This window comes from Microbacterium sp. NPDC088619, assembly GCF_044752825.1.
Lineage (GTDB): Bacteria > Actinomycetota > Actinomycetes > Actinomycetales > Microbacteriaceae > Microbacterium.
Genome location: NZ_JBIVLZ010000001.1, coordinates 1841849 through 1858584, shown reverse-complemented (window position 1 = coordinate 1858584; position 16736 = coordinate 1841849). Strand labels below are relative to the sequence as shown.

Sequence of the window (16736 nt, the reverse complement as noted above, 5' to 3'; positions counted from 1 at the left end):
GGTTGTGGCAGACCTACCATGTGAGTATCCCTACTTCCCTCTGAGAGGAACGCTCATGGTCGACGCCGCCGTCCGTCCGAAGACGACTCGCACACACACCGACAACGCAGACGCGAACCTTCGATTCGACGTCGCCAGGGTCACCGACCTGCTGATGGGCACGTGGGCGGACACCCGCCGCGAGGCGCGCGAGATGATCAAGGACTCCGCGTTCTGGCGCCAGGATGAACTGGGCAAGGACGAGCACCGTGAGCGCGTGCTCAGCCAGCTGCACCTGCTCGTCGACAACAAGGCCGTGCACCGCGCGTTCCCCACGTCCCTCGGCGGCTCGGATGACAACGGCGGGAACATCGCCGGTTTCGAGGAGCTCGTCGTCGCCGATCCGAGCCTGCAGATCAAGTCGGGCGTGCAATGGGGGCTGTTCGGATCGGCGATCCTGCAGCTCGGCACGACCGAGCATCACGAGAAGTGGCTCCCCGGAGTCATGGATCTCACGATCCCGGGTGCCTTCGCGATGACCGAGATCGGGCACGGATCCGACGTCGCCGCTGTCGGCACGACCGCGACGTACGACCCCGAGACCGAGGAGTTCGTCATCCACACGCCGTTCCGCGGCGCGACGAAGGAGTACCTCGGCAACGCCGCGTTGCACGGGGTGGCGGCGACCGTGTTCGCGCAGCTGATCACGAACGGCGTCAACCACGGAGTGCACTGCTTCTACGTGCCGCTGCGCGGTGAAGACGGAGTCGACCTGCCCGGCATCGGACGAGAGGATGACGGGCTCAAGGGGGGATTGAACGGCATCGACAACGGTCGCCTGAGCTTCGATCAGGTGCGCGTTCCCCGCACGAACCTGCTCAACAAGTACGGCGACGTCGCCGCAGACGGCACGTACTCGAGCGCGATCGACAGCCCGGGTCGCCGCTTCTTCACGATGCTCGGCACCCTGGTGCAGGGTCGCGTCTCGCTCGATGGCGCAGCGTCGTGGGCCTCCGCTCTGGGGCTCAAGATCGCGATCACCTACGCCACCCAGCGTCGTCAGTTCGACGGTGCTGACGGCCAGGAGGTCGTGCTCCTCGACTACGGCAAGCACCAGCGTCGCCTCTTCCCGCGGCTCGCGACGACGTATGCGCAGATCTTCGCGCACGACGAGTTCCTGCAGAAGTTCGACGGGGTGTTCTCCGGTCGTACCGACACCCCCGATGATCGTGAAGATCTCGAGACTCTGGCCGCAGCGCTCAAGCCGCTGTCGACCTGGCATGCGCTCGACACGCTGCAGGAGGCGCGGGAGGCGTGCGGCGGTGCCGGCTTCATGTTCGAGAACCGTCTCGTGGGCCTCCGCGCGGACCTCGACATCTATGTCACGTTCGAGGGCGACAACAACGTGCTGCTCCAGCTCGTCGGCAAGCGGCTGCTGACCGACTACGCCAAGCAGTTCACCGGCAAGGATGCTGCGGCACTGGCCAAGTTCGCCGTCGGGATGACCGCGGGGAAGCTGTTCCACGGTGCCGGTCTGCGTCAGTTCGGGCAGTCGGTCGTCGACCTCGGCCAGGTCTCGCGTTCGGTCGAGAACGGCCTGCGCGAAGAGCAGCAGCATCTGCTGCTCGCTGAGCGCGTGCAGCAGATGGTCGCCGATGTCGCCGGGCGCCTGCGCCCGGCGGGCAAGGACAAGGTCCTCGGCGCGAAGCTGTTCAACGAGAACCAGGCCGAACTGATCGAGGCGGCTCGCGCACACGGCGAGCTGCTGCAGTGGGAGGCGTTCACGGATGCCGTCCACCGAGTCGATGACGCCGACACCAAGAAGGTGCTCACGTGGCTGCGCGACCTCTTCGGCCTGCAGCTCATCGAGAAGCACCTCGCGTGGCATCTCATCAACGGGCGCCTCTCCACGCAGCGCGCCGCTGCGGTCTCGCGGTACATCGATCGTCTGTGCGCACGGCTGCGCCCGTATGCCCTCGATCTGGTCGACGCCTTCGGATACGAGCCCGAGCACGTGCGCGCGCCGATCGCGTCCGGTGCTGAGCGAGAGCGCCAGGACGAGGCCCGCGAGTACTACGCGGCGCTCGCGGCATCCGGCGATGCGCCTGTGCTGGAGAAGACGCTGAAGAAGAACGCCAAGCGCTGAGGCTGAGCCCGCAGAACACAGAACCGGCCGGAATCCTGGGATTCCGGCCGGTTCGCTTCTGTCTGAGCCGACGTCGTGCGGCGGCTCCGTGAGTTACGGGCCGGGCTGGGGCGGGTACGGCGCGGCGGGCGGCTGCTGACCGGGGACCGGCGGGTACGGATGCTGCATCGGCGCTGGTGGGTGCTGCACTGGTGGGTACTGCGCCTGTGGATATTGCGCGTGCACCGAGGTGTCGGGTGTCGTCGCTCCGGCCGCTCCGGCCGCTCCGGTCGCTCCGGCCGCTCCGGTCGCTCCGGCCGCTCGCGCGTGAGCGCCGATGCGCAGCAGCACCGCTGTGAAGGCCAGATAGATGAGTCCGGCCGCGGCTCCTCCGCCGTGCAGAAGGAGGCTCGGCGCGACGGTGTTCATCCCTCGCGGTAGCTCGAAGAGCGCAGGCATCACGGCATCGCGGGCCACCACGAGCAGGATGCTGCCGACGAGGAGCACGAGGGCGGGAACGACAAGGGCGAACCGCGACCAGCGGGTCACGGTGATCCCGGCGATCACGAGCAGAGCCCCGACGACGACTGCGAAGCCGGGCCCGGGACGCACGTCGAACTGGAACCGCTGCAGGGCGAACAGCGTTCCCTCGGCGATTCCCCAGGTGATCGACCAGGCGCCCGCAGCGAGCAGCAGCGGGGCGACGATCAGGCCGACCACGCCGAGCGCGGCACTCTTCGGTCGAGGATCGCGGCGGACGAGGGTGAGCACCAGACCCATCGCCCCGAGCGCGGCCAGAACGACGAGCGGCAGGCCGTACACGAAGCCGTCGACCCACTCCCTGGGTGCGATGCCGTAGAGCCATGACAGGGTCACGGGAAAGACGGCGACGATCAGCGGCACGATGCTGAAGATGCCGATGACGATCAGGCCGGCTGAACTCCACACACCGGTGAGCACGACGAGGATGAGCAGCGTGAGACCGAGGATCTGCATCAGCAGAGGTCCGGTCAGCGACGCGAGGTCGCCGTCGCTGGCGTACGCGAAGAATGTGAGGATCATGGTCTGTCCGCCGACAGACAGCAGAGTCAGGGCGGTGGGCGTGAGCACGAGAGCGATCACGCTGGTGATCAGTCGGGCGGTCAAGGTCGAGCGGTGCATGGGACTTCCCCTCCGGAGTCGTAGCCCCAACGTATCGATCACACAGGGGTAGCGCACAGGGCGTCGCGGGTAGTGTCGATCTGCCCACTCCGAACCGACCCGAGGAGTCTTCGATGACCCGTGTCCATGCCTACGCCGCACCCAGCGAAGCCGCGCCGCTCGAGAAGACCGTGATCGAGCGCCGCGAACTCGGAGCGAACGACATCCTGATCGATATCGCATTCGCCGGAATCTGCCATTCCGACATCCACACCGTCCGCGGTGACTGGGGTCCGCAGAGCTACCCGCTCGCGCCGGGGCACGAGATCGCCGGTACCGTCGCCGCCGTCGGTGCCGACGTCACGAAGCACTCGGTGGGCGACCGCGTCGGGGTCGGGTGTCTCGTGAACTCATGCGGAGAGTGCCGCAACTGCCTGCGCGGCGATGAGCAGTTCTGCTCCAACGGCGCGGTCTTCACCTACGGCAGCCCGGATCGCGACGGCACCATCACTCAGGGCGGATACTCCGAGCAGGTCGTCGTGACCGAGTCCTTCGCCGTGCGCATCCCCGACGCCCTCGGACTCGACGTCGCAGCCCCGCTTCTGTGCGCGGGCATCACCACCTACTCGCCGTTGCGGCACTGGAACGTCGGCCCCGGCACGCGGGTGGCGGTCGTCGGACTCGGCGGACTGGGCCACATGGGCGTGCAGATCGCCCACGCGCTCGGCGCTGAAGTGACGGTGCTGTCGCAGACCCTCAGCAAAAAGGATGACGGGCTTCGCCTCGGCGCAGACCACTATTACGCGACGAGCGATCCCGAGACCTTCCGCTCGCTGCGCGGATCCTTCGACGTCATCCTCAACACGGTCAGCGCCGTGGTCGACCTTCGTGCGTACCTCGGTCTGCTCGATGTGGGTGGGTCGATGGTCTGCGTCGGAGCGCCCGCAGAACCGCTCGCGGTCAACGTGTCGTCGTTGATCGGCGGACGTCGGTCGCTCGCCGGATCGAACATCGGCGGCATTCGCGAGACGCAGGAGATGCTCGACTTCTGCGCAGAGCACGGGATCGCCTCCGAGATCGAGATCATCTCGGCCGCGCAGATCAACGAGGCCTACGAGCGTGTGCTCGCCTCCGATGTGCGCTACCGCTTCGTGATCGACGCCGCGACCATCGCGGACTGACTTTCTCGAGGCCCCCGGGGCGGCTTCCCCGGCGGGCACCTCGGGGGCGTTCATATTCGGGGGTTCCCTTTTCGGGGGCCCTTCCGTCTCCCTCTTCGTTCCCTTTCTCCTGTCGTCCTCCTCCTCTCGTTTCTACTTCTCGCTCGTCGCGCCCGCGCTGGCGTCGCGCTGTATCGGGAGATTGGAATATGGGGTTGACCTGGGGTAAATATGGGTGGTTTCGGGGTTCGAATGTCGGTGGTCCCGGGTTGACTCGGGGGTATGAACAGCACTGCGGAGCTCCTGGATAGGGTCATCGCCGACCTTGACGCGGTGCTGTCCGATGACGCGCTCGCGGGGCTGACCGATGCAGACCGGATCATGGTGCTGCAGGGCGCAGGGGCGGTGTTCCGGCGGGCTGAAGCCCTGGTCGTCGAGACCGTCGCGACCGGGGACATGGGCGACTTTCCTCACTCCGCAGGGTGTCGGGGGATGAACGAGCTGCTGCAACGGACGATGGGCGTCGATGTGCGGGGAGCGGCCAGGGTCGACAAGATCGTCGATCTGGTGCGGCGGCCGGTGAGTCTGGCGGGGGAGAGGATGCCGGCCCGATGGTCTGAGATGCGGCTGGCGCTGCTCGACGGGGTGATCGGGGTCGCCGGGTTTCTGGCAGCGACGGGACCGATCGAGAAGGTGTGGGATCGCCTCACGGTCGATCAGCGGTTGGCGGCGGATGCCGCGTTGGCGGGGTGTGCGCGCGGGCACGGCCTCGTGGCCGACGCTGACGATGACGGCCCGGATGCTGATGAGCCGGGTCCGGCGCCGACTGCGCAGGACTTGAAAGCGCTCGCGGAGGACCTCGCGTCGATGTTCGACCCCGATGGGGAGGAACCGAAGGATGAGGACTCCCGTCGTCGCCGGGGCATCACGATCGGTCGTCTCACGGACGGCGTGCACGCGATCCGCGGGTATCTGACACCGGATGCTGCTGCCCAGTTGCAGCTCATCCTGGACGCGATCCTCAACCCCAAGGGCGACGGCCCGCCCATGCCCGGAGTGCACTTCTCCCCGAGCGAGGGCGCCGATGCGGATGCGGAGGCGGATGCGGATGCGGAGGCCGATGCTGCCGCGGACGATGCCGACCCGTTCAATTCAGATCCGCGGTGTGTGATCGATGACCGCACCGCGGCGCAGAAGCGCCACGATGCTCTCGCCGCGGCCCTGGCGATCGCGGCCCGCCACAAAGACATGCCCACCCTCGGGGGCGCCTCACCGGTGCTCGTCGTGAACGTTGACGCGAAAGACCTTGCACACGGGGCCGCCTTCGGTGCAGGCGGTGCAGGCGGTGCGGGTAATGGTGGGTGGGCGACGATTCCCGGATCCGGCGCGCACGTCCCGGTCTCCGTCGCAGCGCAGGCCGCGTGCACCGGGGTGATCCAACGGGTCCTGTTCGATGAGGGTCGCATCATCGGGATCACGACCACCGACCGGGTGTTCACGGTTCATCAACGGAGGGCGATCATCGCCCGCGACAAGGAGTGCCTGATCCCCGGGTGCCATGTTCCCGCGTCCTGGTGCGAGATCCACCACGTCACCGAACATGCCAGAGGTGGGCCGACCCATACGGACAATGGCGTGCCGTTGTGCTGGTGGCATCACCGATCCCTCGACACCTCCCAGTGGGAGATCCGCATGGCGAACGGCCTCCCCGAAGTCCGAGGTCCGGCATGGTGGGACCCCGCACGGCAATGGCGCATACCGAGGCTCAGCCTCCCGACCACATGGACGTTCGGCGCGCTCCGATACGAATCCGACCACACGGTCGCTTGACCCAGCGGTCGCATGACCACACTGTCGCATGGCCACACGGTCGCATGACCACACGGTCGCTTGACCACACGGTCGCTTGACCCAGCGGTCGCATGTATCGCTGGCATCGACACGATGCGCACCGTGTGCGCCGCGACGGCGCGACCGCGTGACCAGCTGACGGTCAGTCCGTCGGATCCGGCTCGCGGTAGAACTCGAGGAAGTTGCTGCGCGTCGCCGCATGCAGCTCATGGATGACGTCTCCGGCTCGCTCACCGTCGCGCGCGTCAGCCGCCTCGGTGATCTCCCGGATGAACTCGAGCGCCTGCTGGGGGGTGACGAGGTTCTCGCGCGGTGCCAGGAAGCGCACGAGCTGGAACGAGAGGGTCTCCGCCTTCGCGCGCAGCACGGAATTCGTGGCGGCGCGCACGACGACGAGGAAGTATCGGCGGATCGCCAGGCCCAGAGCAGCGGCATCATCCGCATCCACTGCGTCCTCGACGTGAGCCAGCTCGCGACGGAGGTCCGCGACATCCGCATCGGTGAGATCGGCAGTGGTGGTGCGAGCAAGATGCTCGTGGATCACGCCGGTCACGAACAGGCTCTCGTTGATCGCAGCGATGTTCACGGGTGCCACCCGCGTGTGACGGTGCGGCACCAGCTCGACCACATCCTCCTCGGCGAGCCTGTTGAGCGCCTCGCGGATCGGCGTTCTCGACGACCCGAGCCAGGTCATGAGCTCCTCATCGTGAAGCACCTCGCCCGGTTCGAGTGTGCCGTCGAGGATCGCCCCGAGGATCGTGTCGTAGACCTCGTCGCGCAACAGGCGCCGTGTTCGAGGAGCGTTCTTCGTCGGCATCAGTCGATCTCGCTCTCACGTCCGGCAGCCACTGGCGCTGCGGCGGCGCCGGCGATGGCATCACCGGCGGCAGCACCGGCGGCCGGCCCAGCCGGAGCCGATTCTGCCGCATCGCGAGCCGACACGCTCGCAACCCCCGCAGTGAAGTACGCCCGCGCGGCTTCGGCCGCCGCATCCGCATCCCCGGACGCCGAGGCTGCGGCAAGCGCATCGAGCGCCTTCGATGTGTCGGTCGCGTCGAGCGCGCCAGGTCGGGCGGTGATCATCCGGGTGACGTGCGGCACTGACTTCTCGCGGATGCGCTGGACGACAGTGTTGCGGTAGCGATCGATGAACACGCTCATCATGGCGTCCACGATGCGGGCCCGTTCGAGCGCGTTCGAGGTCCGACTCACCTTCGCGTGCAGTTCACTGATCTGCGCCTGATCCGCGTCCGTCAGAATCGGAACAGCCTCGCGGACCGTCGCGGAGTACACGACTCCGAGCATCTCCATCTCCTCCGCGAACCTCACCGAATCGAGAGGCGCGATGCGGGTGCCGCGTTGGGGACGAACCTCGATCAGCCCCATCCCCGCGAGCCGGTTCACGGCTTCCCTGATCGGGGTGCGTGAGGCGCCCAGCCAGCCCTCGAGCTGCTTGTCGGAGATCGGCTCTCCCGCTGCCAGGTCGCCGACGACGATGGCGTCGAGAAGCGTGTCGAAGATCTGATCGCGCAGCAGCTTGCGAGGCATCTGCGCCGGCGTCTTGGGCACAGGCATGGCTCAATGCTAGTCGGAACCATCTGGGTACCTGATATATCAATCCCCCGCAATATATACCCGTCGAGAGAGCTCCTCGACTGGCCCATCGCTGGGAGTGACGCGCGGCCGCCGCGCCAACAGCGCGAACCATCGCATCGGCACATCAAAATATCTATCGATTTGTGCTGACCACTTACTTATGTCATCCTCTAATCATCCAATATGTTAGTTGATGAGAGTGATGTGGACATGCCGACGGGCTCCCTCGAGGAACAACTGAGACCGCAGCTTCTCAGCGGCCTCGCCTACGAGCGACTTCTCGAGGAGATCGTGAGTGGCCGTATCCCGCCAGGTCAGCGGTTGCGACTCGACCTGCTCGCGCACGCCTGGGCCGTCTCGCGAACCCCGGTGCGCGAGGCGTTGCAGAGACTCGTCGACATGCGATTCGTCCAGGTGTCGCCGAGCGCGGGGACCCGCGTGGCTGAATGGTCGCGCATCGACATGATCGAGCGCGCTCATGTCGTCGGTCGTCTGATCGTCGAGAAGACCTGCGCCGGTCCGCCGGTGAGAGCGCACTCGAACGCGCCTCGGATCGCGGAGGGCGCCTGCGAGCTGCGCGGCTACCTCGAACTCTCCGAACAGCTCATCTCCCGAGAACTCGGCCGACTCGGTGACCGCATCGTCAGGGACCACATCGACCCGCTGCGCCTGTTCGTCGATCCCCGGACCGCGCTCCATCACGGCGTCGACTTCGAGGCCGATCGCGACTCGCGGCGTGATCTCCTCACGCAGGCCATCGACGCCATCGGGCGGCAGGACCCCGGCGCGGCCCGCGTCGCGCTCGAGGCGTTCTCGACATCCTTCATCTCTGCGCTCGGATCCGGAACCGCGCAGCGCGCCGCCTAGACCTGTCGCCGGCGCCGTTCCGATCGTTCTCACGCGGACTCGGCGGGTGCATTCCCGGCGTCCGGCACGGAGATCCGCCCGACGTCGGTGGACCCGGCTAGCGTGGGCACATGACGTCACTGATCGCCGGCCCCGACGGACGCGACCGATGCGGCTGGGTCGGCGACGACGCGGAGTACCGTCGGTATCACGACGAAGAATGGGGCACGCCTCTGCGCGGCGACCGGGCGCTGTTCGAGAAGATGGCGCTCGAGGGCTTCCAGGCGGGTCTCTCGTGGATCACCATCCTCCGCAAGCGACCGCGGTTCCGCGAGGTCTTCGCCGGTTTCGACCCTGAGCTGGTCGCCGAGTTCGGTGAATCAGACGTCGAGCGGCTCATGGCGGATGCAGGGATCATCCGCAATCGGGCGAAGATCGAGGCCACGATCGGCAACGCCCGCATCGTCCGCTCGATGGCGGAGGGCGAGCTCGACGAGCTGATGTGGTCGTTCGCGCCGGCGCCCGGCGCCCGACCCGCGTCCTTCGCGGAGGTTCCGGCTGTGACGACGGAGTCGACCGCCATGAGCAAGGAGCTGCGGCGTCGCGGTTTCAGATTCGTCGGTCCGACCACGATGTACGCCCTGATGCAATCGGCAGGCATGGTCGACGATCACGTGGCGGGATGCTGGAGAGCGTGATGCTCGAGGTCTCGAAAGCGCGCCTTCGGGATCATCCATGCCCTCGATATACTCGTTGATCGGGGGGATCGCCCAGCGCAGCGCGCAGGGCGAATGCAGAGCGCGGTCTCCCATCCGACCGTGAGGAGCAAGGGGTGGCCACGCGCATGGCATCGACACCGCCGACGCTGGCGGGGTACAGCTACGTGCGCCCGCTGGGTTCGGGTGGGTTCGCCGATGTCTTCCTGTACGAACAGGACATGCCGCGACGCGTCGCCGCTGTGAAGGTGCTGCTGGCCGATGCGGTGAACCGCGAGGTGCTCCGCACCTTCAATGTCGAGGCCGACATCTCCGCGAGACTCAGCGCACACCCCTCGATCGTGACGATCTATCAGGCGTCGATCTCCGCCGACGGCCGTCCGTACTTCGCGATGGAGTACTGCCCCGACACCATGAGCGCTCGCTACAAGAAGGCGCCGTTGGCCCTCGCCGAGGTGCTCGACACCGGCGTTCGCATCGCCGGCGCGCTCGAGACCGTGCACAGGGCGGGTCTTCTGCATCGCGACATCAAGCCGTCGAACGTGCTCATCAACTCGCTCGGGGCTCCCGTGCTCGCCGACTTCGGCATCGCAGCCGCTGTGATCGACGAGGGCGACGGAGAGACGATCGCGATGTCTGTGCCGTGGAGCTCGCCCGAGGTGCTTCAGGAGCGGGTCTCCGGATCGGTCCCGAGTGAGATCTGGAGCCTCGGAGCCACCCTCTACACGCTGCTCGCCGGAAGAAGCCCGTTCGAGAGGGCGGATCGCGGGTCCAATTCACGCGATCAGCTCACCGAGCGGATCATCAAGGCGCGCTACACGGCGGTGCCGGTCGACGGCATCCCCCCGATCATCGACGAGATCTTCGCGATTGCGATGCACCGCGATCCTGCCAAGCGGTTCGCGAGCATGGCCGACTTCGCCGAACGACTCCGCTGGGCGCAGTACGAGCTGGGTCTGCACCCGACCGCGTTCGAGGCGGCCTCCGCCGAGTGGGCCGCCGCGGCTCCCGTCAGCTTCTCGGACTCCACGGCCCGTGGCCCGGTGATCACGACGGTCGCTCCCGACTCTCGGCGCGCCGAGCGTGCCGCACGGCAGCAGGCGACGCCCCGCGACCGCGACGAACTGCCCGCCGCGCGCACGAAGACCCGTTCGCCCCTCGTCGCCGGGGTGATCGGCGCGCTGATCGGAGCCGCAGTGCTCGCCTCTGTCGGCATCGTCGCGCTCAACCTCACCGGGGTTCTGTGATGGCGATCGGCGATCGCGCCCGCGCGGAGGCCAACCCCCGATCACGGGGGCGCCTGATCGCGGCGATCTCCGGCATCGCCGCGCTGGCAGTGGTGCTCACCCTCGCCATCACCGCGCAGGGCTACCAGTCGCAGGAGGTGCCGCGGCTCGAGTCGTCGGTCTGGGTCATGCGCGACAGCGGTCAATACGCACGCGTGAACACCGAGCTCGCCGAGATCGACACGGTGCGCAACGTCGACGACCCTGAGGCGGTCTGGCAGAACGGCTCCGCGGCCGTGGTCTACGCACAGGGCAACAGGCAGCGCTGGGACGTGGACCCCGCGAGTCCCGCCGATCTCCTCTCCGACTCGTCGGAGGAGGGCACGCCGATCGCTTCCGAGCCGACACCGGCGGGCACGCGGGAGATCCTCTCCGCCGGTGCATACGTCGCGTATCGCACGGACACCGGGCAGGTGTCGGTGACCACGCTCGACGCCGGCGCCGCCACTGCTCTCGTCGACCCGTTCGCGGGCGTCGAGGTGGAGGAAGGCGAGGATCCTCCGACGTACACGGCGGATGCGATCGGGCTGTCGCCCGAAGGGCTGCTGGTGCTCTACTCCGCCGACGAGGGGGCGATCCGGCGGTTCGACATCGACGAGTACCGCTTCCTCGGCGATCCCGAGTCGGTCTCCCAAGCTCCGGATGCCGCGGACGGCCTGACCGCCACGGTCGTGGGAGATCGCTGGGCGATGCTCCAGGCGGGCTCCGGCGAGCTGTGGCTCCAGGGGCGCGACGAGCCGCTCGAGCTCGATGTCGTCGAGGACGCACGCCTGCAGGAGGGCGCCGACTCCGGCGAAGCGGTGTTGATCGCCGACTCCGACGGCCTCGTGTCCGTCGATCTCGCTTCCGGTGAGTCGGAGCGCATCGCCGAGGCGTCGGGCGTCCCGGCCACGCCCGTCATCGTGGACGGCGAGGTCTACGCGGCCTGGCTCGACACCGGTGCAGGAACGCTGTGGGCAGGGGGCGAGACCGTTCCGCTGCGCGTTCCGGATGAGGCCCTCGACTCCTCGACGATCGAACCGGTGTTCCAGGAGAACGGCGACAGAGCGGTGCTGAGCGAGATCGGCACCGGACTCATCTGGACCGCCCCTGACGGCGTGCTCATCCCGCTCGAGCAGTGGGCGATCGAAGACGACACCGAGCAGCAGGAGGGCACGATCATCGTCGAGGACGTGGCCGAGCAGCTGCCGCCCGTCGCGGTCGACGATGCATTCGGCGTGCGCGCGGGGGAGCAGGTGATCCTGCCGGTGCTGCTCAACGACCACGATCCGAACAAGAAGGACGTGCTGTCGATCGACCCGGACTCGGTCTCGGGCGGGCTCGGCGACCCCGCATTCGGCGATCTCACACTCGTCGCCAACGGGCAGTCGCTCGTCGTCGACGTCAAGGCGGGGTCTGGGCAGGTCAGCTTCACCTACGCGGTCACGGATGGCGCCGCAGTGTCATCCCCTGCGACCGTGACGCTGACCGTCGTCGACCAGGAGACCAACTCCGCACCGGTGTGGTGCGGAGTGGACGCCTGTCAGCAGGAGTGGCCGACACCGCAGCTCCTTCCCGGTGGCAGCACCGTCGTCTCGGCGCTGTCGGGCTGGGTCGATCCCGAGGGCGATCCGTTCGTCCTCAGCGATGCCTATGAGACCGACTCCTCGTCGCCCGTCATGGTCGTGCCGATGGCGGACGGACGGGTGGCCATCCGCCACACCGACCCCAACGCCGCCGACGCGGTGATCTCGGTCACGGTCGTCGTCGAAGACGTGCACGGCGCGTCGGCCGAGAAGACCCTCGATGTCCAGGTCACCGGCAGCCCGGCCCTGGTCGCCGCACCGGTGGCGCTGACCGCCCGTGTCGGAGACCTGCAGTCCGTCCGCATCTCGGACCACCTGTCCGGAGGGTCCGGCTCGTACCGTCTGGTCGACGCCGTGCAGACCGCCGCGACCGCTCAGGGACTCGAGGTCAACCCCAACGCGGCATCGGGCACCGTCGAGATGACGGTCGCCGAACCCGGTCAGTACGTCGTGACCTACACGGCCCAGGACGTCTCGACCCAGGCCGAGCAGTCGGCGGTCATCCGCATCACGGCCGTCGACGGATCCGCCGGCCTCGCGATGGCGCCCCTCACCGCGTTCGTGCGCGAGGGCGAGGACACGACGGTCGACGTCCTCCGTGCCGTGCAGAACACCAGCGGGCGCGTGCTGATGCTGGCGGATGCCGTGAGCTCGACGCCGCAGCTCGGCGTGCGCGTGGTCGGCAACGAGAGCATCCGCGTGAACGGCACGACGGAGGATGGCGAGCCCGGGGTCATCGGCAAGGCCACCGTCACGGTCGCCGACGGAACCGGAGCCGCTGTGCAGGGCACGGTCACGGTCTTCCTCACGCCGCCGTCGACGGTCACCCGCCCGATCGTGTTCCCCGATGCGATCACGGTCCGTGCCGGTTCGCTCACGCGCATCAACGTCGCGGCGAACGATGTGGCGCCGCGCGGCGAACCCCTCGTGGTGCTGCCCGAGGTGACCGGGTCGGGCGAAGCCGGCGAGCTGGTCTTCGCCGACCGCAACGCGCTGCGATACCTCGCACCCTCGACGCCGGGCACCTACCGCCTCACGTACTCGGTGTCGCTCGAGCGCAATCCTGCTCTCTCCGACAACGGCGTCGTCACGGTCACGGTCGTCCCCCCGGGGACGAACCGCGCGCCGACGCCGTCGACGCTGACGGGCCGGGTCCTCAGCGGTCAGACGGTGTCGCTGCCCGTGCCGTCGACCGGCATGGACAGTGACGGCGATCGCGTGGTCCTCGCAGGCATCGACCAGCCTCAGAAGGGTGCCGGCACTGCGACGATCTCGGCCGACGGCGACGCGATCGTCTACCGGGCGCCCGCGGGCGGCGTCGACGGAGGTCAGGTGACCTTCCGCTACACGGTGCGCGATCCTCAGGGCGAGCAGGGGAGCGGTGTGGTCCGCGTCGGCGTGCTCGACGCCGACATCGACGACGCAGCTCCCGTGACCTTCAGCGACTACGTGCGGGTGGAAGCCGGCTCGACCACCCCGATCGTCCTGGACCCGCGTCTGAACGACCTCGACCCGGCGCAGAGCGACCTGGAGATCACCGAGCTCGTGCCCAACGCGCCTCCGGTCAAGGGCAACCCGCTGTACGACCGCCTGAACGCGCTGATCGACCCCGACACCTCTCTCGAGGACGGCCGCATCGTGCTCCGTGCGGGAGACACCGCGGGCACGAACTCCTACTTCTACACCGTCAGGTCCACGCGCACGTCGAGCACGTCGCAGGGGCTGATCGTCGTCACCGTGACCGACGGTGCCGTCGCCGATCAGCCGAGCGTCTCCGACACCGTGCTCACCGCACGCGACAGGGAAGACCTCCCGGATCGCGGCATCGACGTCGTGACCGACCGCGTGAGCTGGCCGTCGGGCGATGCCTCCTCGCTCACGCTGAGTCTGTGGGGCGACCAGCCCGGATTCACGGTGCAGGGCGACCGCATCGTGGGTGCGGCGCCGGAGGACGGCGCGCTGGTTCCCTTCCAGCTCAAGGGCAAGGGGTCGGGCGGCAGAGACGTGGTCGCCTACGGGTTCCTGCGCATTCCCGCCTTCGACGACATGCAGGTGCAGCTGAAGCCCGGTTCGACCCCCGTCGTGGTCGACGAGGATGCGTCGGTCTCGTTCGACGCGGCAGACTACGTCGACCTGATCGCCTCCGATGCGGTCGAGGTGGGCACCGGGCAGTTCAGTGCGCAGCGCGCGGCCGCGTCGTGCGCCGCAGAGGGCTCGGGCAGCGTGACCTACCGGGCTGGCCGGGAAGCGCCATGGTCGGACACCTGCCTCGTCCAGGTGCGGCTGAAGGGCCAGGAGCGCTGGTCGTTCATCGACGTGCCGATCAGCATCCGGCCCGCGGAGCCCCAGCTGCTGCTCTCATCGATCTCGCACACGATCGCCCCGGGAACCATCGAGACGGTCGACATGTACTCGAACATGGCCGCCTGGGAGGGCGGCCGCGAGGGCGACGCCGGATCGCTCGAGTATCGGATCGTGTATTCGGGGTCGGCGTTCATCGTCACGAGGAACGGCTCCGAGCTGACCATCGAAGCGCGAGCGGATGCCAGGCCGGGCAACACCGAGAACGTGAGCGTCACGGTGCCGCAGTACGGTGAGCCGTCGGCATCCGTCCGCCTGGTCGTGGGCGCAGCGCCACCCGATGCGCCGCGGGGCGCGACCTTCACGACGCAGTGCGTCGTCACGAACCCGAGCTGCACGATCGATGTCGTCGACGTCGCGGGGGAATACGACCCGTTCGCGGGCAAGCCCGGATCCGGCCTTCGGCTGATGTCGCTGGGTGCGGGCTCGCGGTGCGATGTCGCGTCGATCTCGACCTCTGGGAGCACGTCGATCTCCGCGAGCTGGCCCGGCGGAGGGCAGGCCCCCGGCGGTCAGTGCATCATCCCGTTCGTCGTTTCCGATGCGCAGGGTCGCACCGGCACGGGGACCCTCACTCTCGACCTGCAGGGCTTCCCGCAAGCGCCCGCCAGTGTCACGACCGTCGGATTCACCCGTTCGACCGTCGTGCTCGACGTGCCGCTCGGCGAGGCAGGGCGTGCGCACCCCGCCGTCACCGGCGTGACGATCCTGCAGGACGGATCCCCGGCGGACGCGTCGTGCAGTCCGGCCGGTGGCGCCTACCGCTGCACGGTGAACGGGCTCGTGAACGGGGCGCCGCACGTCTTCACCGCAGCGGCCGTCAACGCGGTCGGCACCTCAGCGGCGACGTCACCGCACACCAGCTGGGCGTATGCCGCCCCGGTGGTGTCGGATGCGACGGCCACGCCCGTGTACCGCCCCAGTGGCACCGAACGCGCACGCGGCATCGTCGAACTCGCGATCGCCGCGTCGGACGACTCCCTCTCCTTCCGCGTCGAGGAGACGGGCCAGGTCATCAACCGCACCGGCGCGACGACGTCGGCCGAGATCGCACTGTCGCCGGGCCCGCAGAACATCACGATCGTCCCGATCAGCCAGTTCCAGCCGCCTACGGGCGATGGAGGCAACGAGGGCGGTGCCTTCCGCACGTCGGTCACCGCTGCGGGAACGGTCTACTTCGACCCCTCAGGAACAAAGGCGGTCGCCGCGTCGAACACCTCGATCAACGTCTCGGGAGTGGCTGCGCAGCCGAACGGCAGCGCGCTGGGTGTCGACGTCGTCTATCTCGCGTGGCGCTCGGGCGATGCGAGCTGCACCGCCGACGGCAACGGGCGGCTCCAGGTCTCGGGCGCAGAGGCGCAGTCGTCGTCCCCCACTCTCGCCCAGCTCGCCGAGTACTCGACCTACAACGTGAAGGCGTGCGCCTCGAACGGCTTCGGCGTGGCGGAGTCGAACACCACCCAGGTCTTCACCTTCACGTTCGTCGAAGGCCCCAAGGGCAAGACCAACTACACGGTGGCGACCCAGCCGTCAGTCGAGGGCAACCGCTACTTCTACGGCCTGGAGTCGCTGCCCGAGATCGGCGCGCGGGACGGCTTCATCGCGCGGTACAACCTGTACGGATCGTGGTACGAGAACTTCGAGCTGAGCTCCGACGCGTCGCCGCTGCCGATCGTCGCGCGGTCCTGCCACGCGGTGCTGACCACCTACTGCTCCGATCCGATCGAGATCACAGCGAGAACCGCACCGACGATAGTGGCCGTGCAGTTCCAGAAGTGCGTGCCGGCGAAGCCGGAGGACGTGTTCGCCGTCAGCCCCGCAGCGCGCGGGTCGTTCTCGTACATCTTCACCCCCAGGATCGTCGACGGCATCTCCATGCTCGAGACGAGGATCACCTGGACGGGAGCCTTCGCTCCGCTCAAGCCGATCACGCACCGCGCGCCGCTGTGCACGCAGCCACCGGTCGAGACGCCCGATCCTGTCGACCCGCCCGACCCGCCCGCCCCCGAGGGATGAGCGCTCACATGACGACTCCCTCCTCCCCACCGCCCTGCACCGTGCAGGCGCCCGAGATGAAAACGGTTGCCCTATGCCCGCTCCCTCCGTTGCTC

The 16736-nt window shown here is 68.2% G+C and carries 10 protein-coding genes; 7 read left to right on the top strand and 3 right to left on the bottom strand.

Annotated elements, in window-relative coordinates:
* Positions 1 to 55: 55 nt before the first annotated feature.
* Positions 56 to 2125, top strand: coding sequence for an acyl-CoA dehydrogenase (locus ACIP5T_RS09080; protein ID WP_400862469.1), 2070 nt, complete (start codon positions 56 to 58; stop codon positions 2123 to 2125).
* A 93-nt stretch (positions 2126 to 2218) separates the two neighbouring features.
* On the opposite strand, the gene ACIP5T_RS09075 is transcribed toward ACIP5T_RS09080, so the two are convergent.
* Positions 2219 to 3265 (bottom strand): hypothetical protein, encoded by a 1047-nt coding sequence (locus ACIP5T_RS09075; protein ID WP_400862468.1) that lies wholly within the window; start codon positions 3263 to 3265, stop codon positions 2219 to 2221.
* A 113-nt stretch (positions 3266 to 3378) separates the two neighbouring features.
* Here ACIP5T_RS09075 and ACIP5T_RS09070 point away from each other — a divergent pair, with 113 nt between their 5' ends.
* On the top strand, positions 3379 to 4425 hold the full coding sequence (locus ACIP5T_RS09070) for an NAD(P)-dependent alcohol dehydrogenase (protein WP_400862466.1): 1047 nt from the start codon (positions 3379 to 3381) through the stop codon (positions 4423 to 4425).
* Positions 4426 to 4686: 261 nt separating this feature from the next.
* Positions 4687 to 6234: a DUF222 domain-containing protein gene (locus ACIP5T_RS09065; protein ID WP_400862464.1), complete on the top strand. Its 1548-nt coding sequence runs from the start codon at positions 4687 to 4689 to the stop codon at positions 6232 to 6234.
* 163 nt (positions 6235 to 6397) lie between these two features.
* Here ACIP5T_RS09065 and ACIP5T_RS09060 read toward each other — a convergent pair whose 3' ends face one another.
* Together ACIP5T_RS09060 and ACIP5T_RS09055 are read right to left on the bottom strand one after the other, a co-directional pair.
* Positions 6398 to 7072 carry a GntR family transcriptional regulator gene (locus ACIP5T_RS09060; RefSeq protein WP_400862462.1) on the bottom strand — a complete coding sequence of 225 codons (675 nt, stop codon included), beginning with the start codon at positions 7070 to 7072 and terminating at the stop codon, positions 6398 to 6400.
* Entirely contained in the window at positions 7072 to 7830 is a 759-nt protein-coding gene (locus ACIP5T_RS09055) for a GntR family transcriptional regulator (protein WP_400862461.1), read from the bottom strand. The genes ACIP5T_RS09060 and ACIP5T_RS09055 overlap by 1 nt, the downstream gene beginning before the upstream one ends.
* Before the next feature lie 231 nt (positions 7831 to 8061).
* Between ACIP5T_RS09055 and ACIP5T_RS09050 the strand changes: the two genes are divergently transcribed.
* The 4 genes from ACIP5T_RS09050 (at position 8062) to ACIP5T_RS09035 (ending at position 16641) form a co-directional block, all read left to right on the top strand.
* Positions 8062 to 8718 carry a GntR family transcriptional regulator gene (locus tag ACIP5T_RS09050; RefSeq protein ID WP_400862460.1) on the top strand — a complete coding sequence of 219 codons (657 nt, stop codon included), beginning with the start codon at positions 8062 to 8064 and terminating at the stop codon, positions 8716 to 8718.
* 110 nt (positions 8719 to 8828) lie between these two features.
* A complete protein-coding gene (locus ACIP5T_RS09045; RefSeq protein WP_400862459.1) occupies positions 8829 to 9395 on the top strand; it encodes a DNA-3-methyladenine glycosylase I in 567 nt (188 codons plus the stop codon).
* 134 nt (positions 9396 to 9529) lie between these two features.
* Entirely contained in the window at positions 9530 to 10660 is a 1131-nt protein-coding gene (locus ACIP5T_RS09040) for a serine/threonine-protein kinase (RefSeq protein ID WP_400862457.1), read from the top strand.
* Positions 10660 to 16641, top strand: coding sequence for an Ig-like domain-containing protein (locus tag ACIP5T_RS09035; RefSeq protein ID WP_400862455.1), 5982 nt, complete (start codon positions 10660 to 10662; stop codon positions 16639 to 16641). Before ACIP5T_RS09040 ends, ACIP5T_RS09035 begins: the two co-directional genes overlap by 1 nt.
* The last annotated feature ends 95 nt before the right edge of the window (positions 16642 to 16736 follow it).